20 protein-coding genes are annotated in these 20,532 nt (G+C 71.6%); 7 read left to right on the top strand and 13 right to left on the bottom strand.

What is annotated here, in order from left to right; genetic code table 11:
• Positions 1-30 precede the first annotated feature (30 nt).
• Positions 31-1,047, top strand: coding sequence for an NADPH:quinone reductase (locus ACIO6U_RS01805; protein WP_401714813.1), 1,017 nt, complete (start codon positions 31-33; stop codon positions 1,045-1,047).
• Positions 1,048-1,337: 290 nt separating this feature from the next.
• Entirely contained in the window at positions 1,338-2,123 is a 786-nt protein-coding gene (locus tag ACIO6U_RS01800; RefSeq protein WP_401714811.1) for an ArsR/SmtB family transcription factor, read from the top strand.
• 21 nt (positions 2,124-2,144) lie between these two features.
• On the opposite strand, the gene ACIO6U_RS01795 is transcribed toward ACIO6U_RS01800, so the two are convergent.
• A complete protein-coding gene (locus tag ACIO6U_RS01795) occupies positions 2,145-2,615 on the bottom strand; it encodes a Clp protease N-terminal domain-containing protein (RefSeq protein ID WP_355334382.1) in 471 nt (156 codons plus the stop codon).
• 8 nt (positions 2,616-2,623) lie between these two features.
• The gene (locus tag ACIO6U_RS01790; RefSeq protein ID WP_355334380.1) at positions 2,624-2,827 is read right to left on the bottom strand and encodes a helix-turn-helix domain-containing protein; all 204 of its coding nucleotides are present in this window, start codon (positions 2,825-2,827) and stop codon (positions 2,624-2,626) included.
• Between the two features lie 89 nt (positions 2,828-2,916).
• On the opposite strand from ACIO6U_RS01790, the gene ACIO6U_RS01785 reads away from it, so the two are divergent.
• A complete protein-coding gene (locus tag ACIO6U_RS01785) occupies positions 2,917-3,402 on the top strand; it encodes a DUF5990 family protein (protein ID WP_401714809.1) in 486 nt (161 codons plus the stop codon).
• Positions 3,403-3,471: 69 nt separating this feature from the next.
• Here the strand turns inward: ACIO6U_RS01785 and ACIO6U_RS01780 are convergent, their stop codons facing one another.
• Positions 3,472-4,656, bottom strand: coding sequence for a serine hydrolase (locus ACIO6U_RS01780; protein WP_401714807.1), 1,185 nt, complete (start codon positions 4,654-4,656; stop codon positions 3,472-3,474).
• A gap of 294 nt (positions 4,657-4,950) precedes the next feature.
• On the opposite strand from ACIO6U_RS01780, the gene ACIO6U_RS01775 reads away from it, so the two are divergent.
• Positions 4,951-6,933, top strand: a complete 1,983-nt coding sequence (locus ACIO6U_RS01775) for a discoidin domain-containing protein (RefSeq protein WP_391159969.1) — start codon at positions 4,951-4,953, stop codon at positions 6,931-6,933.
• Positions 6,934-6,975: 42 nt separating this feature from the next.
• Here ACIO6U_RS01775 and ACIO6U_RS01770 read toward each other — a convergent pair whose 3' ends face one another.
• The 5 genes from ACIO6U_RS01770 to ACIO6U_RS01750 all read right to left on the bottom strand — a co-directional run bounded on the left by ACIO6U_RS01770 (position 6,976) and on the right by ACIO6U_RS01750 (position 13,557).
• Complete coding sequence (locus ACIO6U_RS01770) at positions 6,976-8,220, bottom strand: serine hydrolase (protein ID WP_391159966.1); 1,245 nt, start codon at positions 8,218-8,220, stop codon at positions 6,976-6,978.
• A 138-nt stretch (positions 8,221-8,358) separates the two neighbouring features.
• Positions 8,359-10,212, bottom strand: a complete 1,854-nt coding sequence (locus ACIO6U_RS01765) for a hypothetical protein (protein ID WP_401714804.1) — start codon at positions 10,210-10,212, stop codon at positions 8,359-8,361.
• Between the two features lie 293 nt (positions 10,213-10,505).
• Positions 10,506-11,186 (bottom strand): response regulator transcription factor, encoded by a 681-nt coding sequence (locus tag ACIO6U_RS01760; RefSeq protein ID WP_401714802.1) that lies wholly within the window; start codon positions 11,184-11,186, stop codon positions 10,506-10,508.
• Between the two features lie 543 nt (positions 11,187-11,729).
• Positions 11,730-12,674 carry an Fpg/Nei family DNA glycosylase gene (locus tag ACIO6U_RS01755; protein ID WP_401714800.1) on the bottom strand — a complete coding sequence of 315 codons (945 nt, stop codon included), beginning with the start codon at positions 12,672-12,674 and terminating at the stop codon, positions 11,730-11,732.
• 91 nt (positions 12,675-12,765) lie between these two features.
• Complete coding sequence (locus ACIO6U_RS01750; protein WP_355334365.1) at positions 12,766-13,557, bottom strand: VOC family protein; 792 nt, start codon at positions 13,555-13,557, stop codon at positions 12,766-12,768.
• A gap of 196 nt (positions 13,558-13,753) precedes the next feature.
• Between ACIO6U_RS01750 and ACIO6U_RS01745 the strand changes: the two genes are divergently transcribed.
• Both ACIO6U_RS01745 and ACIO6U_RS01740 read left to right on the top strand, forming a co-directional pair.
• Positions 13,754-13,918: a hypothetical protein gene (locus tag ACIO6U_RS01745; RefSeq protein WP_391043825.1), complete on the top strand. Its 165-nt coding sequence runs from the start codon at positions 13,754-13,756 to the stop codon at positions 13,916-13,918.
• Positions 13,919-14,067: 149 nt separating this feature from the next.
• Entirely contained in the window at positions 14,068-14,604 is a 537-nt protein-coding gene (locus tag ACIO6U_RS01740) for a DinB family protein (RefSeq protein WP_401714798.1), read from the top strand.
• A 245-nt stretch (positions 14,605-14,849) separates the two neighbouring features.
• Here the strand turns inward: ACIO6U_RS01740 and glnA are convergent, their stop codons facing one another.
• On the bottom strand, positions 14,850-16,259 hold the full coding sequence (gene glnA / locus ACIO6U_RS01735; protein ID WP_188283233.1) for a type I glutamate--ammonia ligase: 1,410 nt from the start codon (positions 16,257-16,259) through the stop codon (positions 14,850-14,852).
• A gap of 241 nt (positions 16,260-16,500) precedes the next feature.
• On the opposite strand from glnA, the gene ACIO6U_RS01730 reads away from it, so the two are divergent.
• Positions 16,501-16,968: an RDD family protein gene (locus tag ACIO6U_RS01730; RefSeq protein WP_188283232.1), complete on the top strand. Its 468-nt coding sequence runs from the start codon at positions 16,501-16,503 to the stop codon at positions 16,966-16,968.
• Positions 16,969-17,074: 106 nt separating this feature from the next.
• On the opposite strand, the gene ACIO6U_RS01725 is transcribed toward ACIO6U_RS01730, so the two are convergent.
• The 4 genes from ACIO6U_RS01725 to lipB all read right to left on the bottom strand — a co-directional run bounded on the left by ACIO6U_RS01725 (position 17,075) and on the right by lipB (position 20,397).
• Positions 17,075-17,764, bottom strand: coding sequence for a DUF4191 domain-containing protein (locus ACIO6U_RS01725; RefSeq protein ID WP_355334356.1), 690 nt, complete (start codon positions 17,762-17,764; stop codon positions 17,075-17,077).
• Positions 17,765-17,795: 31 nt separating this feature from the next.
• Positions 17,796-18,002, bottom strand: coding sequence for a hypothetical protein (locus tag ACIO6U_RS01720; RefSeq protein WP_355334353.1), 207 nt, complete (start codon positions 18,000-18,002; stop codon positions 17,796-17,798).
• 331 nt (positions 18,003-18,333) lie between these two features.
• Positions 18,334-19,323 carry a lipoyl synthase gene (gene lipA, locus ACIO6U_RS01715; RefSeq protein WP_401714795.1) on the bottom strand — a complete coding sequence of 330 codons (990 nt, stop codon included), beginning with the start codon at positions 19,321-19,323 and terminating at the stop codon, positions 18,334-18,336.
• 237 nt (positions 19,324-19,560) lie between these two features.
• Positions 19,561-20,397, bottom strand: coding sequence for a lipoyl(octanoyl) transferase LipB (gene lipB / locus ACIO6U_RS01710; protein WP_355334348.1), 837 nt, complete (start codon positions 20,395-20,397; stop codon positions 19,561-19,563).
• Positions 20,398-20,532 lie beyond the last annotated feature (135 nt).

The raw sequence follows: 20,532 nt of genomic DNA, 5'->3' as shown, positions 1-20,532 counted from the left end.
AAACGGGCGGGCACGTCACTTGTACGCGGCATGAAGGCGATCACTTACACCAGCAACGGCGGCCCCGACGTCCTCACGCTCACCGAGCGCCCGGTTCCGGAGCCGGGACCCGGCGAGGTACGGGTCCGCGTCCACGTCTCCGGCGTCAACCCGACGGACTGGAAGTCGCGGCGCAACACCGCCCCCGCCTCGGCGCAGGTGCCGAACCAGGACGGCTCCGGCGTCATCGACGCGGTCGGCTCCGGCGTCCCCGAGACGCGGATCGGCGAGCGCGTCTGGATCTGGGAGGCCGCGTACGGCCGCGCGGACGGCACCGCGCAGGAGTACGTGGCGCTGCCCGCGGGCCAGGCCGTCGCCCTGCCCGACCACGCCTCCTTCGACCTCGGCGCGAGCCTCGGCATCCCCGCCCTCACCGCGCACCGCGCCCTCACCGTCGCGGACGGCGGCCCCGAGCGGCTCGCCCCCGGCGCCCTCGACGGATGTACGGTCCTGGTCGCGGGCGGCGCGGGCGCCGTCGGCAACGCCGCGATCCAGCTCGCCCGCTGGGCCGGGGCCACCGTCGTCAGCACGGTCAGCGGACCCGCCAAGGGTGACCTCGCGCGGGCCGCGGGAGCCCATCACGTCGTGGACTACCGCGCCCAGGACGCCGCCGCCGAGATCCGCCGGATCGCCCCGGACGGCGTCGACATCGTGGTCGAGGTCGCCCCGGCCGCCAACGCCGCCCTCGACCGGGCCGTCGCCGCCCCCGACGCCGTCATCGCCTTCTACGCCGACGACGACGCCTCGGCCGCCGTGCCGGTCCGCCCCTCCATGGCGCTCAACCTGCGCTGGCAGGGCGTCCTGGTCTACACGGTCCCGCCCGCCGCCAAGGCCCACGCCGTCGCGGCGGTCACGGCCGCCGTCGCCGACGACGCCCTCCACGCGGGCCCCGACGCCGGGCTGCCCTTCCACCGCTTCCCGCTCGCCGAGACCGCCCGAGCCCACCAGGCGGTGGAGGACAGCGTCATCGGCAAGGTGCTCATCGACGTGGCCGCGCCCACCGGCTGACGCCTCGTCACACGAGCAGCCCGGTCGAACCGGCCTGGGCCCGCCGTCCGTTGCGCGGGCCCGGGCTCGGGGCCGAAGGACGGTTCCCGCCGACGGTCGAACCCGAACCGACGGCCGTCCCCGAACCGACGCCCGTTCCCGTAGCGACGCCCGTCCCCGAACCGACGCCCAACCCCGTATCTACGGCCGTCCCCGTACCGACGCCCGTCCCCGTACCGCCTCGGACCCCGCGCCCTCCCGCCCCCGGCCTTTCGGTGGCCGCCGAAACGTCGCGGGGCGAGGATGGGGACATGACCACCCGCACCAGGACCCCGGGGGCGCCGAGGACCGGCGACCCCCGTACCCCCGCGCTGGCCGACCCCGCCGTCCCCCGGCTCGCGGCCCTCGCCGCGCTCCTGGCCGACGAGACCAGGGCCGCGGTCTGCCTGGCGCTGCTGGACAAGCGGGCCTGGACCGGCGGGGAGCTGGCCCGGCACTGCGGGGTCGCGCCGTCCACCATGAGCGAGCACCTGACCCGCCTGGTCGACGGCGGGCTGCTGGCCCGCGAACACCAGGGGCGGCACCGTTACGTACGCCTGGCCGGCCCCGAAGCGGCCCGATTCGTCGAGGACATGGCGGAACGGGTGGCCGTCGCCGTACCCCGGACCACCGGCGCCGGGCTGCGGGCGCACAGCGCGGGCCGGGCGATGGCGCGCGGCCGTACGTGCTACGACCACCTCGCCGGCCGGCTGGGCGTGGCCCTCACCGACGCGCTGACCGGCAACGGCCTGCTCCGGCAGGACACCGGCTTCGCCCTCACCGACGACGGCGTGGCCTGGTTCACCGGCCTCGGCGCGGATCTGTCCGGGCCGCCCTCGTCCCGCCGCCCGCTGGCCCGTCCCTGCCTCGACTGGACCGAGCGGCGCCCCCACCTGGGCGGCACCGCGGGCGCGGAACTCTGCCGCCTCGTCCTCACCCGCGCCTGGGCCACCCGTATCGGCACCGGCCGCGCGGTGAAGGTCACGGCGCTCGGCGAGCGCGAACTCCACCGGGTCCTGGGCATCGCGCCGCACGATCTGGCTCCGGCGGAGGCGTAGGACCGCCCGGCGGCGGTGGGCTCAGCAGCCCGCCAGGCGTTCGCGGACGGTGGCAGGGTCGAGGTCCAGGGCGCTGAGCAGCGTCGCGGCGGGGTCGGGGTGCGGGGCGGGCAGGAGCGCGAGCAGCAGATGGCGGGGCTCGATACGGCGTCCGCGCCGCTCGCGCTCGGCCTCGCGCTTGGCGGCGACGACGGTCGCGCGGGCGGCCGAATTGAGGGTGATACGCCGCCGGCCGCGGACCGGCGGCGGGGCGAGGGGGATGTCGAGGTGGATGCCGAGCGAGCCGAGGGCGGCCCGGTCGAGCGCTTCGAGGGCCGCGTGCCCCTCGGCGAGGGTGACGCCGAGGGCGCGGGCGGGCTGGGCGGACTCGTCGCGGAGCAGCGCGAGCAGCAGGTGATCGGTGCCGATCCGGCGGTCGCCGCGCCGGGCGGCCTCCTCGCCCGCCTGCTCCATGACGAGCTTGAACCGGGCGTGAGCGGTGTTCTCCGGCATCGGGGGCCTCACTTTCCGTACTTCGCGTGCACCGACTGACGCGACACCCCGAGGGCGTCGCCGATCTGCTCCCACGACCAGCCCTTCCGGCGGGCCAGCGCCACATGCGCGGCCTCGACCTGTTCGGCGAGCCGGTGCAGCGCGCCGACGGCCCGCAGGCCGACCGCGGGGTCGTCCGAGTTCACGGCCGCGGAGACACTGTTGGTATCCATGGGTGTCAGGCTAGGCTGACGCGCGATGTCGCGTCAATCCAAACTGACAAACCCGTCCGGTCGGATGCGCGGAATGCCAGAATGACCGCATGGCCCCAGCGACGCCCGGCACCTCCACGCCCGTCACGCTCCGCATCGAAGGCACCGGCCTTCCCGGTCGCGCCTGCGCCGCCGCCCCCGGCTTCCCCGGATACACGGACATCCACGTCGCCGTTCAACGGCGCGCGAAACCGGGGGAGTTGCTCGACCCGACCCCCGGCGACGCGGACCGCGCCGTATGGACGCTGGAGTGCGTCGCGCGGACGGTCGCGGACGGCACCGAGCTGACCGGCCCTTACGTGCAGGGCGGGCCGGGCGGGCGCTTCGTCTATCTGTCGTGGGGCGGGGTCGGCGCGGACGGGTCCTTCGCGGTGTTCCGCCGCGCCAAGCTGCTGCTCGAAGCCGTCGAGCCGGACGTGCTCGCCGCCGCCGTACGCTCCGGGCGGCTCACCGGGCGCCTCGGCCTCACCGACCCCAAGGGGCACCCGCTGTGCGCCCGCGTCGTACCGCCGGTCATCGCCTGGTCAGCGGGCTGAGCGCCGGAGTCCCGGGCACCCCTGGGCGGCTTCCTGGCTTCCTGGCTTCCTACGGGACGGGCCTTCTCCTTACGTCACGGCCTTCGCCGCCGCCTCCGCGACCCGTTCCACCAGCGCGATCCCGTCCTGCTCCGACACATGGCCGCCGGAGAGCACCGCGACCAGCAGCGTATGGCCGTCGTGCTCGACCTTCCCGATGCTGTTGACGTCCCACAGGCCGGTGGCGCTCCGCGGCAGCCAGCCGTTCTTGAGCGCGTAGTCGCCGCCGTCGGAGTCGGCGGCCGACACGCCCCACCGCTGGTCGGCGGTGACCGCGTGCATCAGGTCCGAGATGTAGTCGCGTGAGGCGGCGCTGAGCGGGGAGTCGTCGCCGTCTCCGTAGACCGCGCGCAGCAGGGTGATCTGGTCGGCGGCGGTGGTCTGGGTCAGGCCCCACAATTCGCCGCTGCCGGGGGTGGTGTGGCTCAGGCCGAGCGAGGCGTTGGCGGACGCCAGCCCCGGCCCGCCGCCGATGGCCTCCCACAGCGCGAGCGCCGCGTCGTTGTCGCTCTGCTCGATCATGTCGGTGGCCAAGTCGCGCTGCCCGGAGGTCAGTTGGGTGCCCGCGCGCTGATGCCGGAGCAGCAGCGCCGCCAGGATGTCGACCTTGACGATGCTCGCGGTGTCGTACGCCGTCGTGTCGCCGCTGTCGTACGTGGCGACCGTGCTGCCGCTGTCGTCGCTGTCCCCGCCCAGTTCGGTCACGGCGACCGAGAAGTGCCCGGAGCCGGTGTCGGACAGGGCCTTGATCGCCGCGCGCAGCTCGGCCTGGGTGTCCCGCGCGGGTGTGGCCGTCGTCTTCTGCGGGGGAGCGGCCGAGGGGGAGGGCGGCGTGGTGGTCGGCGGCGTGGTGGTCGAGGGCGTGGCGGTCGAGGGCGCCTGCGCCGGGGTGAAGGGCTTCGCGGTGGTGGGGGCGGGGGAGGGGGACGCCTTGTCCGTCGCGCCGCTGGTCGCCTTTCCGTCCGCCCCGGCCCGCGCGGACGGCGACTGGATGACGGTGGCCAGCGTCAGCACCGCGATCACCGCGAGTGTCGTGGTGGACACCACGAGGGGCCGCCGGGTCCACCAGTGCGCGGCGGCCCCGCTCCCCGTCTCGTTCCCGGCATCGTCCCAGGCTGTGTCCGCGGCCACGTCTCCGGCCACGTCTCCGGCCACGTCTCCGGCCCCGCTCCCGGCGTCACCCCCAGCTCCGCCGGACGTCTGTTCGTCATCCATGCGGAGGACCGTATGAATCGTTTCTTGGATTCCGCTGAGATCCCGGTTCCAATCTTGTGAACCTTTGCGCCCATCCCGCGCGGCACCACCGAAAACCACGACAGAACGGTTCTTGCGTCATCTCTGTCAATTATTTCGCCTGCTGCGCGATCTATTGCGCTCACGTAACCCTGTCGTTACGATCCCCCGCACCAGACTTCCGGCCCCTGCCGCAGAGCACTCGCCCGAGCACTCACCCGAGTGCCCGACGGCCGCGCGGGCGGCGGGAGTTGACAGCCGATCGGAGGAGTCCAGATGGGTGTCACACGCCGGGTCTTCCTGCAAGCCGCCATAGCGGCCACTGCGGCAGGAACCCTAGGTGTCGCGGAGACCGCCGCCGCGGGCAGCGCGACAGCGGCCAGCGGGCCGGGAGACGTGGTCGGGAAGGTCACGGTCGGCTATCAGGGCTGGTTCGCCTGCATCGGCGACGGCGCCCCGATCAACGGCTGGTGGCACTGGACGCAGAACTGGGGCCAGACCCCGTCACCGTCCAACACCGGCATCAGTAGCTGGCCGGACATGCGCGAGTACACCCACACCTACCAGACGGGATACGCCGCCCTCGGCAACGGCCAGCCCGCGACGCTCTTCTCGTCCTACGACCAGCAGACCGTCGACACGCACTTCCAGTGGATGCAGCAGTACGGCATCGACACCGCCGCGCTCCAGCGCTTCAACCCCACCGGCGGCGAAGGCCCGACGCGCGACGCGATGGCCACCAAGGTGCGCAGCGCCGCGGAGTCGCACAGCCGGAAGTTCTACATCATGTACGACGTCACCGGCTGGACGAACATGCAGTCCGAGATCAAGACGGACTGGACCAACAAGATGAAGGCCCACACGGCCTCCTCGGCGTACGCGACGCAGAACGGCAAGCCGGTCGTCTGCATCTGGGGCTTCGGCTTCAACGACAACAACCACCCGTTCAGCACCGACGCCTGCATCGACGTCATCAACTGGTTCAAGGGACAGGGCTGTTACGTCATCGGCGGGGTGCCGCGCGAGTGGCGCACCGGCGGCGCGGGCACCCGCACCGGCTACTCGGACGTCTACCACGCGTTCAACATGATCTCGCCGTGGATGGTCGGCGCGATCGGCAACGCGGGCGACTCCGACAACGCCTACAACACCTACACCGTCGGCGACGAGGCCGACTGCGCCGCGCACGGCATCGACTACCAGCCGTGCGTCCTGCCCGGTGACGTCTCCGGACGGCAGCGCGCGCACGGCGACTTCATGTGGCGGCAGTTCTACAACGTCTGCCGGGCCGGGGTGCAGGGCATCTACATCTCGATGTTCGACGAGTACAACGAGGGCAACCAGATCGCCAAGACCGCTGAGTCCCAGGCGTGGACGCCCACCAACTCCGGCTTCCTGGCGCTGGACGAGGACGGTACGGCCTGCTCGTCGGACTACTACCTGCGGCTGACCGGCGACGGCGGCAAGATGCTCAAGGGCCAGATCGCCCTCACCGCGGTCCGCCCCACCCAGCCGCTGGTCTCCGGCGGCGGCGACACCGTACCGCCGACCGCGCCCGGCACGCTGCACGTCACCGGGCACACCGACACCACCGCCGCGCTGGCCTGGACCGCCTCGACCGACAACGTCGGCGTCACCGGCTACCGGATCATGCGGGTCACCGGCTCCACCAGCACCCAGGCGGGCAGCGCGGCGGGCAACGCCACGACCGCCACCGTCACCGGGCTCAGCCCGTCCACCGCCTACGCCTTCACCGTCCAGGCCGTCGACGCGGCGGGCAACGTGTCCCCCGCGTCCAACCAGGTCAGCGTCACCACCGACGCGACGACCGTGCCGCCGGGCACCAACCTCGCCCTGGGCAAGGCCACTTCGGAGAGCAGCCACACCCAGGTCTACGGCTCGGGCAACGTGGTCGACGGCGATCCCAACTCGTACTGGGAGAGCAACAACAACGCCTTCCCGCAGTGGATCCAGGTCGACCTCGGCCTCACCACCACCGTCAAGCGGCTGGTGCTCAAGCTGCCGCCGCCCACCGCCTGGAGCACCCGCTCCCAGACCATCTCCGTACAGGCCGGCCCCAGCGTCCCGCTGACCACCCAGATCCCCGCGCAGAACTACACGTTCAACCCCGCGTCGGGGAACTCCGTGACGATCAACCTGCCGTCGGCGGTCACCGCGCGCTACGTGCGGCTGAACTTCACCGCCAACACCGGCTGGCCCGCCGGGCAGCTCTCCGAACTGGAGGTCTACAGCGCCTGACCGGAGTGCGACCCGCGCCGTTCGTGATGCCGTCGGCGCGGGTCACGGCGCCTGACGGTCGCACAGCGCGTCGTCGGTGAGCGCCTCCACCGCGCGATTGACCTTGTCCTGGTCGATCAGCGCGGTGGTGGTGGTCACCGACACCGTCACCGCGCGGCGGCCGTCGGCGCTCACGGCGGGCCGGGTGTACACGCCGAAACCGTCGCCCTCGTGCAGGTAGGAGACGCCGCCGCAGCTCAGCGGGACCACGCGCAGCCCGAGCCCGTAACCGCCCTGCCTGCCGGACGGCGGCACCGGCAGATCGTCGTACGGCACCGTCTCGCGCATCTCCCGCCACTGCTCGGCGGGCAGCAGTTCGCCGGTCGCGAGCGCCCGGAAGAAGGTGTTGAGGTCGCCCGGCGTGCTCACCACCCCGGAGTCCGCCGTGTGCTGGAAGCTCAGCTCGGTCGCGTCGAGCACTCCGCCGTCGGGAGCGTCCACGGTCACCCGCTCGTGCGGCCCGACCAGGAACGGATTGTCGCCGGGGATGTACGTGTGCCGCAGCCCCAGCTTCGCGATGACGCGGTGCTCGACCAACTCCCGCCAGGTGGCGCCCGATCCGCCCGCCGTCCGCTCCGCCCTGTCGTTCGCCTTCTCCGCGATCATCGCGGCCAGCAGGTAGTTGGTGTTGGAGTACGCCCACTGCCGGGCCGTACCCGCCGGTCCCGGTGTGAACAGCGGCGGGTGGCTCATCGCGAGGGCGACGAGCTGCGGGGCGGGCGTCACGTCGTAGCGGTTCTCGTCGAAGTGGTGGAAGAGCCGGTCCTGGACGGACGGGTCGGCCACGTAGTCGTAGAGCCCGCTGGTCTGCCGCAGCAGGTCCCGCACCGTGATCCGCGAGCCGTCGTTGCCGTGGCCGCGCACCACGCCGGGCAGCCAGTGCTCGACGGTGTCGTCCAGCGACAGCTTGCCCTCGGCGGCCAGTTGGAGCACCACGACCGCCGTGAAGGTCTTGGTGGTGCTCGCCGCGCGGAACTCCGGTTCCCACGGGACGGGTTCCTTGGAGCCGCGTCCCGCCGTGCCGAACCGCGCCCGCAGCGGCCCGTCCGGGGTGTCGACCCGCGCCACGACATTGACCTGGCCGTCCCCCGCGGCCCGCACCGCGGCGAGGTCGCCGCGCAAGTCCCCCTGCCCGTAGTGGTGTCGGCCGCCCGAGCCGTGCGCGGGCACCGCCGCCAGCGCGGACGCGGCCAGTGCCACCGACCACGCCGCCACGATCGTGCGCTTCCCCGACAACGACACCCTCATGACGGCTCCCCGTTGGACGACCCAGGTCCGCCCCGTGCGGACTGCGTCCATCCAACCCGCGCCGCGCACCATGATCGATGGAGCTGTCACCCGAACGCCCGGTGGGGACAACCCCCGGTCCGGGCCGCCGACAGCGGGTCAGCGGCGCGGGCAGATCACCAAGTGGTAGGCGGGCAGGGCGGCGACGGGCCGGTGGCAGTCGAACCGGGCGCGGATCGTGTCCGCCGCCTCGGGCGCGACCTGGCCCAGCGGGAACCAGAAGGTGTCGAGCACGGCGTAGCGCGAGGCGGGGTCGCTCAGGCAGCGCAGATTCTCGCGGTAGCTGACCTGACTGGTGATCGACCGGTCGTAGCGCGTGCGTTGGAGGAAGTCGGGCGTCGGGTAGCGGCAGTGCGTCGGGTTGCCGAGCAGATAGCCGATGTCGCCGAACGCCAGGTACGTGACGGGGGTGTCCGCGCCGATACGGTGCCGGACGCCGGTCAGCCACCGGGTCAACTCGTGCCGGGTGGCGGCGCGTTCGAGCGAGGTGAAGGTCGAGTGCCGGGTGTCGTACGAGTACGGCGTCGTCGGCCACACCGGGATCGCCAGCGCGAGGAGCAGGGCGAGGGCCGGGACGGAGCGGAGGAGGAGGCCGGGGGAGGGGGCGCGTACCGGCACCTGTCCGGGTACCCGTGCCCGTACTCGTCCCCGTACCCGTGCACGCCCGTGCAGCGAGGCCGTGAGCAGCGTCGCCACGACGACCGCCGAGACCAGCGTGTACGCGGCCGTCTCGTGCGCGTGCCGCCAGTTCCAGGACTGCCCGGCGATCAGGGGGACGGCGACGCCGAGCAGCAGGGCCCCGGCGAGCAGCGGCAGGTCGGGGCGGCGGGCGACGGCGAGACCGCACAGGGCGGCGGCCAGCACCGGGAGCGCGGCCAGGTGGTACTGGAACCACTGCCCCTGCACCACCAGCGCGGCCAGCACGCCCGCGACCCCGGCCGCCGTCAGCAGCGGCCACGCCCAGCGGGCGGCGCGGGACGCGCTGCCGCGCGCGAGCAGCACCACGGCGGCGGGCAGCAGCGCCACCACCGGATTCATCAGCGCCTCGGTGCCGACCGTGGTGATCAGCGCGTGCACGTCGGCGGAGTGCAGGCCTTTCTGCAAAGGGGTGTTGGGGTTCAGCGCCGACAGTTCGTTGAACCAGCGCCACTCGCGCGGCTGCACGAGGATCGCCAGCGCGAAGCCCGCGGGGGCGGCGACGGCGGCGGCTGCCGTGGTCAGCCAGCCGCGCCTCCGGTCCAGGACGAGGAGCGCGCCCAGCGGCAGCAGCGCCGTGGGCGCGGTCGTGTACTTCACCAGCACCGCGAGCGCGACCAGCACGCCGCCGAGGCCGACGGCCACCCAGGTGCGGCGCGGCGCGAGCGCGGCGGCGAGACCGGCCACCGCGCACAGCACGGCCACCCACTCCGGCTGGAGGAAGTCCCAGGCGGGCGCGAAGAGCAGCGCGAGCCCCACGGCTCCCGCCACCGCGTTCGCCTCGCGGCGCGGCAGGTGGCGCGCGAGGCCCTGGCGCAGCCACCACACGACGGCCGCCGCGACGACGATCACCAGCAGCCGTATCGACGCCTCGCGCACGGCGACCGGCCCGGCGGTGAGGTGGTCGAGCCACGACAGCGGCCAGCGGTACGCGAGCGGCCGGTGCACGAAGGTGCCGGACGCCGGAATCCCGCCGCGCCCGCTCGCCCGCATGCCGCCGAGGACGTACCGCACGTCGTGGTTGAGCCCGCTCCAGCACATGGCGGCGACGGCGGCGAGGCCGAGGAGGGCCGCGGCGAGGCGGACGGGGAGGGGGTACGGGGTGGTCGTGCGGTCGCCGTCGCGGTCGCCTTCGTCGGGGCCGCGGGGTGTCGGGACCGCTTCCGGGCGGGCGTCGCGGCCCGGCGCCCAGTCGGTTCCGGGGGCCGGCCGCGCGGAGGTCCCGGCGCCGTCGTCGATGTCGGGAACGGAGGTCACGGCCGCTGACACTAGCCGCGTGCCCGCGCGGTACGGCGGGGTTGGCCGCCTCGTACGCCGAATGTTCAACGGAATTTACGCGGGTGTTCGCGGCGGGCGCGTGAGGTGAGCCGTTGGGGCCTGCGGCCGGGCGAGGTGGGCGCGTGCGGCCGCCGCTCGTTTGGTTGGTGCCGGTGCCGGTGCCGTCTCCGCTCGTACGGCCCGCGCCCGCGCCGCCTGTGGCCGTAGCGCCGCCCGCGCCCGTACGGCCCCTGTCCGTACGGGCTCACGTCTCACGCGGGCGGGCGCAGCCGTCAGTTCGCGGTGTCCGCCAGCGTCGCCTCGTCGACCAGCCCCATCCTGATCGCCTTGACGACGGCGCTGGTCCGGTTCGTGGCGTCGAGCTTCAGCAGGACGCTGCTCACCAGCCGTTTGGCGCCGTGCTCGGAGATCAACAGACGCCTGCCGATCTGCTTGTTGCTCAGGCCGCGCACCAGCAGCACCAGCGTCTCGTTCTCACGTGACGTCAGCGCCCCGCGCCGCTTCACCGGGGCCGCTGCCGCCGCCTGTTGGATGAGGCTGCGGCCCAGCTCCACCGGAATCGCCATCTCCCCGGCCGCCAACTGGTCGAGAGCGCGGGCCATTCCGGCCGCCGACAGGTCCTGCCGGATCAGATAACCGTCGGCGGGCAGCCCCGCCAGGTCCCCCGTCTGATGCTGCTCGATCACCAACAGCAGCCGTGGCGACGGGTTCTCGCCCCCGGCGCTCCCGACACCCCCGGCGGCCCCGACCCGTCCGGTCGCCCCGGCCCTCCCGGCTTCCCCGACGACCGTCCACAGCCGCCGGTTGGTCGCGGTCAACACCGCCACGTCGGGGGCGTGTTCGCGCACCTTGCCGATGAAGTCGAACTCGTTCGCCGCGAAGTACGTCTCCACACCGGTCGCGAGACCCGACATGATCGCCTGCACCCCGAGGCGCAGGATCTGGTCCTCCATGAACAACACCACGCGGAGCCGCGCGGGAAACGGCATGCGACGCGAATGGTGGAGAATTTCCGAAGTCATAAATCCGCCCGTGTCTCTTCCGAGTAAGAACCACATCGGCGGCCTGCCCCCGAGCGGGCGCCTTTCCACAACGCGACGCCACCCCGATTGGCCGAAAATGGCCAACGAGGGCGACTGCGGGAGCACTTACGGGCCTGAGCGTTCCCCATCGCGTTCGATCACACCTGGTACTCCCCTGGTATCCACCCGGCATGGCAGGAGCCCACACCCGGTAGCAGGTGATCACATTTTTGCCTCATTACGCTACCAACGGTTAACGTCACCGGTCAACCAACTCGGAACCCCGGCGTCCGCCGAACCGGAGCGGGGCGTACCGCACTTGAGCGGGCGAGACCTCGACGCGGGCCCGTGCGACGCCAGTTGACGGGCCGCTTGGGCAGCCGCGTGAGCAAGCGCCTGAGCGCCTGCCTGAGCGATTGCCTGAGCGCCTGCTTGAGCGGCTGCTTGAGTGATCGCGCGAGCTCACGTGTGCGCCTACTTGAGCAGCCGGGACATCCGCCGGTCCGCCAGCGGCTTGCCGCCGGTCTGGCACGTCGGGCAGTACTGCATCGCCGAGTTGCTGAAGGACACCTCGCGGATCGTGTCCCCGCACACCGGACACGGCTCGCCCTTGCGCCCGTGCACCCGCAGCCCGCTCTTCTTCTCCGACTTCAGATCGCGCAGCGGCAGCCCGCGCGACCGCTCGACGGCGTCGGCCAGCGTCGTACCGACCGCGTCGTAGAGCGTGGCCACCTCGTCCTCGGTGAGCGTGGCGGCCAGCTTGTACGGCGACATGCGCGCCGCGTGCAGGATCTCGTCGGAGTACGCGTTCCCGATCCCGGCGATCACGCTCTGATCGCGCAGTACGCCCTTGATCTGGCTGCGCTTGCCCGCCAGCAGTTCGGTGAAGGCCGCGAGGGTGAAGTCGGCGGCGAAGGGGTCGGGGCCGAGGCGTGCGACGCCCGGAACGTCCAGCGGGTCCCGTACGACGTAGACCGCGAGGCCCTTCTGGGTACCGGCCTCGGTGACGTCGAAGCCGGTTCCCTCGCCGCCGGTCGTTCCGGGCCCGCTTCCGGCACCGGTTTCGGTGTCGCTTCCGGCCTCGTCCCCGGCCCCGTTTCCCCCTGCCGGGGCGAGCCGTACGCGCAGTGCCAGCGGTCCCTTGCCGGGGCGCGGCGGCGCGTCCGCCATCTTCTCCGTCCACCGCACCCACCCGGCCCGCGCCAAGTGGATCACGAGGTGCAGCTCCCCGGCCGTGAGGTCGAGGAATTTGCCGTGCCGCCCCACGGCGTCGAAGGTCCGCCCCTCCAGCGCTCCGATCGGCGGGTCGTACGTCTTGAGCGCGTGCACGGCGACCGGGTACACCCGCTCGACCGTACGGCCGACCAGCTGCTCGGCCAGGAACCTGCTCAGGGACTCGACCTCCGGCAATTCAGGCATACCCCCAGTCTGCCCTGCCGCCGCCCGACCCGCCCCGGACAGACCGCCGCCCCGGGGCGTACGGCCCCGGGGCGGCGCGGGACAGCCGGGATCAGGCGGGCTGGAGTACGGCGAACGTCGCGCCCGAGGGGTCGGCGAACCAGGCGATCCGGCCGATGCCCGGCACGTCCACGGTCGGCACCAGCACCGTCCCGCCCGCGCCCTGGACGCGGGTGACGATGTCGTCCGCGTCCGCCACGTCGAAGTACGGCACCCAGCGCGGGCTCACACCCTCCTGCGCGGCCGTGATGCCGCCGAAGGCCGTGTTCCCCTGGTCGCCCTCCGAGGTCGAGACGAACGTGTACGGCGCGTCACCCACCTGCGTGTCCGCCCCCCGCCAGCCGAACAGCCCGCGGTAGAACTCCAGCGCCGCGGCCGGGTCCGCCGTCTGGAGCTCGACCCACCCCAGCGACCCGTACACCGACGTGGTCTCCAGCCCCTTCAGGGCCTTCGGCTGGAAGAGCGCGAATTCCGCCCCGCCCGGATCGGTGACCGCCGCCATCCGCGCCGCGTCCCGCGCGTCGAACGGCTCGGCCCGCACCGCCCCACCGGCCTGCGCGACCGCCTTCGCGGTGGCCTCCACGTCCGGCGTCTCGAAGTACACCGTCCACGCCGGGGTCGCCCCCTCGTCCACCAGCGGCCCCAGCGCCGCCACGATCTTCCCGTCCTTCTGCAAGGTCCCGTAACTCCCGGCGTCAGGCCCCGCCGGGTGGAACGTCCAGTCGAACACCGCCCCGTAGAACCCGGCCGCGGCCACCGTGTCCTTCGCCGCGATGTCGATCCATGTGGCCGATCCGAGAATGGAATCCGTGGTGAGCATGCTGACGTGCCTGCCTTCCGTCATCAGTTCAAACCCATGGGCCAGAAGCCCCACCCCATCGTATACACGGTATACACCCCCTCGCCCGCCTTCCCCCCAACCCCACCCCGCCGCCACGGACCGTGTCCTGCGGCGTGGGGAGCCCCCTACGAAGCGTCTCCCGCGGATCGGAGGCGACCTTGGTCGGTATCAACCTCGTCGTCGCGGACATGCGAAGGTCATGACGGATGAGCCGGGCACCACCCCCGCCGAGGACAAGACGCTCTACCAGAGGGAGACCCTGGAGGACGAGGTGATGGACGAGGTACTGGCCTCATACAGCGAAGCCGTCGACGAGAAGAAGCCGCCGACGCCCAGCGAAACAGCGGACACGGACGCGGACTGAGCCTTCCGCCGGTCTCGCGGTGGAGATCGGCGGCGCGCTCCTGGCCGCCTCTCCTCGAATCGCGGGCGGGCGATGAGTTCCGGCACGCGGTGAGGTCTTCCTGGGGACGTATGAACTCGGCCGAGCACGACCGGTAGGGAGACCCCAGCGTGAGCGACATCGTGGTGCAGAACATCGTGCGGCCCGACCGCGTGCTGTCAGGCTCCTGGCTGGAGGTGATCGCCTCGAATCTCGACTACCACCGGGCGACCTTCCTGTGGAAGTGCGAGGGCCTTACGGACGCCCAACTGCGCCAACGCCCGCTGCGATCCTCGGCGTTGACCCTGCTGGGGCTCATGCGCCACCTGCAAGGAGTCGAACGTGCCTGGTTCCAGCGGACGTTGGCCGACACCGTGCCTCGCTTCTTCCCCTACCGGACCTACACCACCCCCGACGGCGACGAGTGGTACGACGAGTCGGACGCCACGTCCGCCGAGGACGTCTACGAGGACTACCTGACGTCGTGCGAGGAGTCGCGGCAGCTCTTCACGAAGGTGACCGCCGACCTCACCCGCATCATGCCGAACCCGGAATTCGGCGCCGCCGACGTGCGCTTCGTCCTCGAGCACGTGATCGAGGAGTACGCCCGCCACCTCGGCCACGCCGATCTCCTCCGCGAGGCCATCGACGGCGCCACCGGCGAATAACCGACGCCCCTCGCGCACACCACCATCAGCAGAATCCGCCCGGCCGACCACGGCCACGGGCGGCGCGGCCCGATGCCCACGCGGACGTCATCCTCGCAGCCACCTGGCCTTCTCCGGCCTGACGGGAGCTGTCCTGGGGATCGATCCCACCGCCGACGCGAGGGAGCCCCGTCACGCTCCGGGAGGGAGGTGGCGGGGCTCCGGTACATCTGGTGGGGGTTGCCGCACGGGGCGTAACCCCGGGCTTAGATGTCGAAGTACAGCTCGAACTCGTGGGGGTGCGGGCGGAGCTGGATCGGGGCGATTTCGGCGGTGCGCTTGTAGTCGATCCAGGTGTCGATCAGGTCGGAGGTGAAGACGCCGCCGGCCTGGAGGTACTCGTTGTCGGCCTCGAGGGCGTCGAGGACGGCGGGGAGGGAGGTGGGGACCTGGGGGACGCCCGCGTGCTCCTCGGGGGCGAGCTCGTAGAGGTCCTTGTCGATCGGCTCGGCGGGCTCGATCTTGTTCTTGACGCCGTCGAGGCCCGCGAGGAGGAGGGCGGAGAAGGCGAGGTACGGGTTCGAGGACGGGTCCGGGGCGCGGAACTCGACGCGCTTGGCCTTCGGGTTGGAACCCGTGATCGGGATGCGCATCGCGGCGGACCGGTTGCGCTGCGAGTAGACCAGGTTGACCGGTGCCTCGAAGCCGGGGACCAGGCGGTGGTACGAGTTCACCGTCGGGTTGGTGAAGGCGAGCAGCGACGGCGCGTGCTTGAGGATGCCGCCGATGTAGTAGCGGGCGATGTCGGACAGGCCCGCGTAACCCTGCTCGTCGTAGAAGAGCGGCGTGCCGCCCTGCCACAGCGACTGGTGGACGTGCATGCCGGAGCCGTTGTCACCGAAGATCGGCTTGGGCATGAAGGTCGCGGTCTTGTTGTTGCGCCACGCGACGTTCTTCACGATGTACTTGAAGAGCATCAGGTCGTCGGCCGCGGCGAGCAGCGTGTTGAACTTGTAGTTGATCTCCGCCTGGCCCGCGGTGCCCACCTCGTGGTGCTGGCGCTCGACCTGGAGGCCGGAGGCCTCCAACTGGAGGGAGATCTCGGCGCGCAGGTCGGCGAAGTGGTCGACCGGCGGGGCCGGGAAGTAGCCGCCCTTGTAACGGACCTTGTAGCCGCGGTTGTCCTCGACCGCACCGGTGTTCCAGGCCGCGGCCTCGGAGTCGATGTGGTAGAAGGACTCGTTCGCCGACGTCTGGAAGCGGACGCTGTCGAAGACGTAGAACTCGGCCTCGGGGCCGAAGTACGCGGTGTCGGCGACGCCGGTGGAGGCGAGGTACGCCTCGGCCTTCTTCGCCACGTTCCGCGGGTCACGGCTGTACGCCTCGCCGGTGATCGGGTCGTGGATGAAGAAGTTGATGTTGAGCGTCTTGTCCCGGCGGAACGGGTCCACGCGGGCCGTCGAGAGGTCGGCGCGCAGCGCCATGTCCGACTCGTGGATGGCCTGGAAGCCGCGGATCGACGAGCCGTCGAAAGCAAGCTCATCGGTCGGGTCGAACGTCGAGACCGGGACCGTGAAGTGCTGCATGACGCCGGGCAGGTCACAGAACCGGACGTCGACGAACTTGACGTCCTCGTCCGTAATGAACCGGTTGACGTCGTCGGCGTTCTGGAACATCCCACTCCTCCTAGGCCCGGCCCCACGGGTCGGGTTGACAACTCGAGGCGCGCCAGTGCGGTGGCGCACACTGCCCCGACCATAGGGATCAGGGATTTCTCCAGCATGACCCATTTGTTTCCGAGGCGTTAACCGCGACGCCGGGGCGGCACCCGGGCAGCGCCGTACGGGTGGGCGTCCGGAAGGCCCCGTCCGCGACCGCGCTGTAGGGCCGCGGACGGCGCCGGGTTACCGTGGTCGGGTGGACAACAGGGATGCAATCGGATCGTGGCTGTCGGGCCCGGGTGCCGCCGCCGAGCAGATGGGCGTGGAGTTCGGCTACCGCGGGCAGCGCCTCGGACTGCCGGAGAACGGGCCGGGTTCCATCGCGCCGGTGGGGCGCCGCGTCGTGGCGCTCTTCATCGACTGGTTCCTCTGCCTGCTGATCGCATACGGCCTGATCGCGCACCGTGACGCCGGCAAGTCCAATACCTGGACACTCGTCGTCTTCGGCGTGGTCAGCGTCGTCCTGCTGCTGACCGTCGGCACCACCTTGGGCAAGCGGCTGATGGGCCTGCGCGTCGTACGCCTCGACGGCGGCCGTCTGGGAGCCGTCGCCGTCGTCATCCGTACGGCGCTGCTGTTGCTCGTCGTCCCCGCCGTCATCTGGGACCGCGACACCCGCGGCCTGCACGACAAGGCCGCCAAGTCCGTACAGGTACGGATCTGACCCAGCCGGGACGCAGAAGAAGACACGGAAGAAGGCACAGAAAAAGGGGGTCCGGGGACGCTGTCCCCTGACCCCCTTCGTACAACGACCTCCGTGCCCCGACCGCCTAGCGGCCCTTCGGCATCCGCATCCCCTTGGGCATCGGGCCCTTCGGGATCGGCATGTTGCTCATCAGATCCCCGAGCGCCCGCAGCCGGTCGTTCACCTCGGTCGTCTTCGGGCCGGACAGCACGCGCGGCAGCTTCAGCAGCGTGGTGCGCACCTTCTTCAGCGACAGCTCGTCCGGGCCGTTGCCGACGATGAAGTCGTGCACCGGCACGTCGAAGACGACCCGGTTGACCTTCTTCTTCTCGGCGGCCAGCAGGCCCTTCACACGGTTCGGGTTGCCTTCACCGATCAGGACGACACCGGCCTTGCCGACGGCGCGGTGCACCACGTCCTGGCTCTTGTTCATCGCGACGGCCGGGGTGACGGTCCAGCCGCGTCCGACATTCTGCAGAACGGCCGCGGCGGCGCCCGGCTTGCCTTCGAGCTGCCCGAACGCGGCCTTCTCGGCCCGGCGGCCGAAGATGACCGCCATCGCGAGGAAGGCCAGCAGGAAGCCAAGGATGCCTGCGTAGATGGGGTGACCGATCAAGAAGCCGAGGGCGAGGATGACACCGAAGGTGACGATTCCCACAGCCGCAACGACAAGCCCGACCTTGGGGTCGGCCTGCCTGGTCATCTTGTAGGTCTGGACGATCTGCTTCAGTCGTCCAGAATTCTCGGGGTTCTCGGGTGTTTCCTTCCTCGCCATGCCGCTCAGGATACGCGAGGGGGGTGCCCGCTCAGTCGTTGAGGGCGCTTCCCCGTGCGGCGCTCACAAGGGCGTCCATCTCGTGCTGCGCCTCCCGCCGGTCCCGGGCCCTGCGGCGGTCCTCGACGACGGCTGCCCAGGCGTTACGGCGGGCTGTCTGCTGCCCGCCGCGCAGCAGAAAGGACTCCACGGCGCGCAGCGCCACGGCCGGACGGATGTGCACGGACTCGGACGGCATGGCGTCCCCCTCATATGCGGCTGAGAGCTGAGAGCTGAGAGCTGGGAGCAGGAAGGTGCGGGGCGGTACGTAAAGCGGGGCGGTACGTGATGACGCGCGTGGTGCGGGCAGCGCCGGTGACTCGAAGAGCCCCGTGCGTGACACCAGGGTCGCCACAACGTGTTACCAGTCGGTGACCACTCGGTCAATCTCGCATGAAAGCATCGGTCCGGCAGCACGGCGCCCCGCCAGGTCACTCGCCCGGCGGGGCGTCGTCGGCGGTGAGCGGACTCACACGACGAGGGTCGGAACCGAGGGTCGGAACGGGCCATGACGGGGGTCACGGCCGGGGTCATACGGAGGGCGCCGCCACCGGGCCCACGGCCAGCCGCTCGCCCTCCCGCAGCCGCTTGTCCACGGCCTGCTGGAAGAGCCGTCCGGCGCGGTACGAGGAACGGACCAGCGGCCCGGACATGACGCCCGCGTAGCCGAGCTCCTCGGCCTCCTCCTTCAGCTCCACGAACTCCGCGGGCTTCACCCAGCGCTCCACCGGGTGGTGCCGCACGGACGGCCGCAGGTACTGCGTGATGGTGATCAGCTCGCAGCCCGCGTCGTGCAGGTCCTGGAGCGCCTGGCTGATCTCCTCGCGCTCCTCGCCCATGCCCAGGATGAGGTTGGACTTGGTGACCAGACCGGCCTCGCGGGCGCGGGTGATCACTTCGAGCGAGCGCTCGTAGCGGAAGCCGGGACGGATCCGCTTGAAGATCCGTGGCACCGTCTCGACGTTGTGCGCGAGCACCTCGGGGCGGGAGCCGAAGACCTCGGCGAGCTGCGCGGGCTCGGCGTTGAAGTCGGGGATGAGCAGCTCGACCTTGGTGTGGCCGCCCTCGCGCGCCGCCGTCATGGCGTGGATCTGCCGGACGGTCTCCGCGTACAGCCAGGAGCCGCCGTCCTCCAGGTCGTCGCGGGCGACGCCGGTGATCGTGGCGTAGTTGAGGTCCATCGTGACGACGGACTCGCCGACGCGGCGCGGCTCGTCACGGTCGAGCGCCTGCGGCTTGCCGGTGTCGATCTGGCAGAAGTCGCAGCGCCGCGTGCACTGGTCGCCGCCGATGAGGAAGGTCGCCTCGCGGTCCTCCCAGCATTCGTAGATGTTGGGACAGCCGGCCTCCTGGCACACCGTGTGCAGCCCCTCGCTCTTCACGAGTTTCTGCATCTGGGTGTACTCGGGGCCCATCTTGGCGCGGGTCTTGATCCACTCGGGCTTGCGCTCGATGGGGGTCTGGCTGTTGCGGACCTCCAGGCGCAGCATCTTGCGTCCGTCGGGTGCGACTGCGGACACGACCGGCTCCCTAAAGCTTCGATTCTTCGGCGAACACCAGAGTACGCCCGTGATTCGTACGGCTTGATCCGTGCGGCTTCCTCTGGAAGCAACCAGCCGTGTCGTAGCCGCATTCCCGGCCGGATACCTGCTACCGCCGAGGCCCGGCGGTACGGCCACCGGCCCCGGCCGTCAGCCCCCGGTCGTACGGCCGGCGATACGGCCCGTGAGCCCCCGTCGTACGGCCCACCGCCCCGGCTATACGGCCCGCGGCAGCGGCACGACCGCGCCCAGGACGTCCGCCAGGTGCCGTTCCAGCACCGGCAGCACCTCGGTGACGCCGATGTCGCGGCCCAGTTCGTTGGAGAGCGAGGTGACGCCCGCGTCGCGGATGCCGCAGGGCACGATCCGGTCGAACCAGGTGTTGTCGGGGTCGCAGTTCATCGCGAAGCCGTGCATCGTCACGCCCTTGGCGACGCGGATGCCGATCGCGGCGAGCTTGCGGTCCTCGCGGCGCTGCCCGGCGTTGGAGGGCGCGTACTCGGGGCCGTTCAGCCGCGGGTCGAACTCGCTGTCCTCGCCCCCCTTCGACGAGGAGCCCGCTCCCACCCGCGGGTCGAGGTCGAGGGTCAGGCCGTTGACCGCCGGGCGGTCCGCCACCGGGTCACCGAGCACCCACACCCCGCTGCGGCCCTCCACGCGCGTGGTCTCCAGACCGAATTCGGCGCAGGTACGGATCAGCGCCTCTTCCAGACGGCGTACGTGCGCGACCACGTCGACCGGGCGCGGCAGCTTCAGGATCGGGTAGCCGACGAGCTGGCCGGGGCCGTGCCAGGTGATCTTGCCGCCGCGGTCCACGTCGACCACGGGGGTGCCGTCCAGGGGGCGCTCGCTGTCGGTCGTACGGCGTCCCGCCGTGTAGACCGGCGGGTGTTCGAGGAGCAGGCAGGTGTCGGGGATCTCGTCCTCGACGCGTGCGGCGTGCACCCGGCGCTGTTCCTGCCACGCCTCGGTGTACTCGACGGCGTCGGCCCCGAACCCCAGGTGGACGAAGCGCAGCTCGTCCGTCCGCGCGGCGTCCTGCGGAAACCCCATGACCACTCCTCTGCGTGCCCGGCGGTGCTTGTTTCGCGCCTCTGCCACTGTACGGCGGCGGGTCCGTGGGGCCCGAGCGGGGCCGAAGCTTCCCGTCCTGTGGGGGCGGGGCTTGAGAACGGCGCAATAGCACGG

It is taken from the genome of Streptomyces sp. NPDC087422, from assembly GCF_044744145.1.
In the GTDB taxonomy this organism is placed as follows: Bacteria; Actinomycetota; Actinomycetes; order Streptomycetales; family Streptomycetaceae; genus Actinacidiphila.
The sequence above is the reverse complement of the archived record's forward strand: the minus strand, read 5'-3'. Positions and strand labels throughout refer to the sequence as shown.

Bases quoted from the DNA above. Each gene is read 5' to 3' on its own strand.
- ACIO6U_RS01805 (WP_401714813.1), top strand. From the start codon at position 31: ATGAAGGCGATCACTTACACCAGCAACGGCGGCCCCGACGTCCTCACG.
- ACIO6U_RS01800 (WP_401714811.1), top strand. From the start codon at position 1,338: ATGACCACCCGCACCAGGACCCCGGGGGCGCCGAGGACCGGCGACCCC.
- ACIO6U_RS01795 (WP_355334382.1), bottom strand. From the start codon at position 2,615: ATGCCGGAGAACACCGCTCACGCCCGGTTCAAGCTCGTCATGGAGCAG.
- ACIO6U_RS01790 (WP_355334380.1), bottom strand. From the start codon at position 2,827: ATGGATACCAACAGTGTCTCCGCGGCCGTGAACTCGGACGACCCCGCG.
- ACIO6U_RS01785 (WP_401714809.1), top strand. From the start codon at position 2,917: ATGGCCCCAGCGACGCCCGGCACCTCCACGCCCGTCACGCTCCGCATC.
- ACIO6U_RS01780 (WP_401714807.1), bottom strand. From the start codon at position 4,656: ATGGATGACGAACAGACGTCCGGCGGAGCTGGGGGTGACGCCGGGAGC.
- ACIO6U_RS01775 (WP_391159969.1), top strand. From the start codon at position 4,951: ATGGGTGTCACACGCCGGGTCTTCCTGCAAGCCGCCATAGCGGCCACT.
- ACIO6U_RS01770 (WP_391159966.1), bottom strand. From the start codon at position 8,220: ATGAGGGTGTCGTTGTCGGGGAAGCGCACGATCGTGGCGGCGTGGTCG.
- ACIO6U_RS01760 (WP_401714802.1), bottom strand. From the start codon at position 11,186: ATGGAGGACCAGATCCTGCGCCTCGGGGTGCAGGCGATCATGTCGGGT.
- ACIO6U_RS01755 (WP_401714800.1), bottom strand. From the start codon at position 12,674: ATGCCTGAATTGCCGGAGGTCGAGTCCCTGAGCAGGTTCCTGGCCGAG.
- ACIO6U_RS01750 (WP_355334365.1), bottom strand. From the start codon at position 13,557: ATGACGGAAGGCAGGCACGTCAGCATGCTCACCACGGATTCCATTCTC.
- ACIO6U_RS01745 (WP_391043825.1), top strand. From the start codon at position 13,754: ATGACGGATGAGCCGGGCACCACCCCCGCCGAGGACAAGACGCTCTAC.
- glnA (WP_188283233.1), bottom strand. From the start codon at position 16,259: ATGTTCCAGAACGCCGACGACGTCAACCGGTTCATTACGGACGAGGAC.
- ACIO6U_RS01725 (WP_355334356.1), bottom strand. From the start codon at position 17,764: ATGGCGAGGAAGGAAACACCCGAGAACCCCGAGAATTCTGGACGACTG.
- ACIO6U_RS01720 (WP_355334353.1), bottom strand. From the start codon at position 18,002: ATGCCGTCCGAGTCCGTGCACATCCGTCCGGCCGTGGCGCTGCGCGCC.
- lipB (WP_355334348.1), bottom strand. From the start codon at position 20,397: ATGGGGTTTCCGCAGGACGCCGCGCGGACGGACGAGCTGCGCTTCGTC.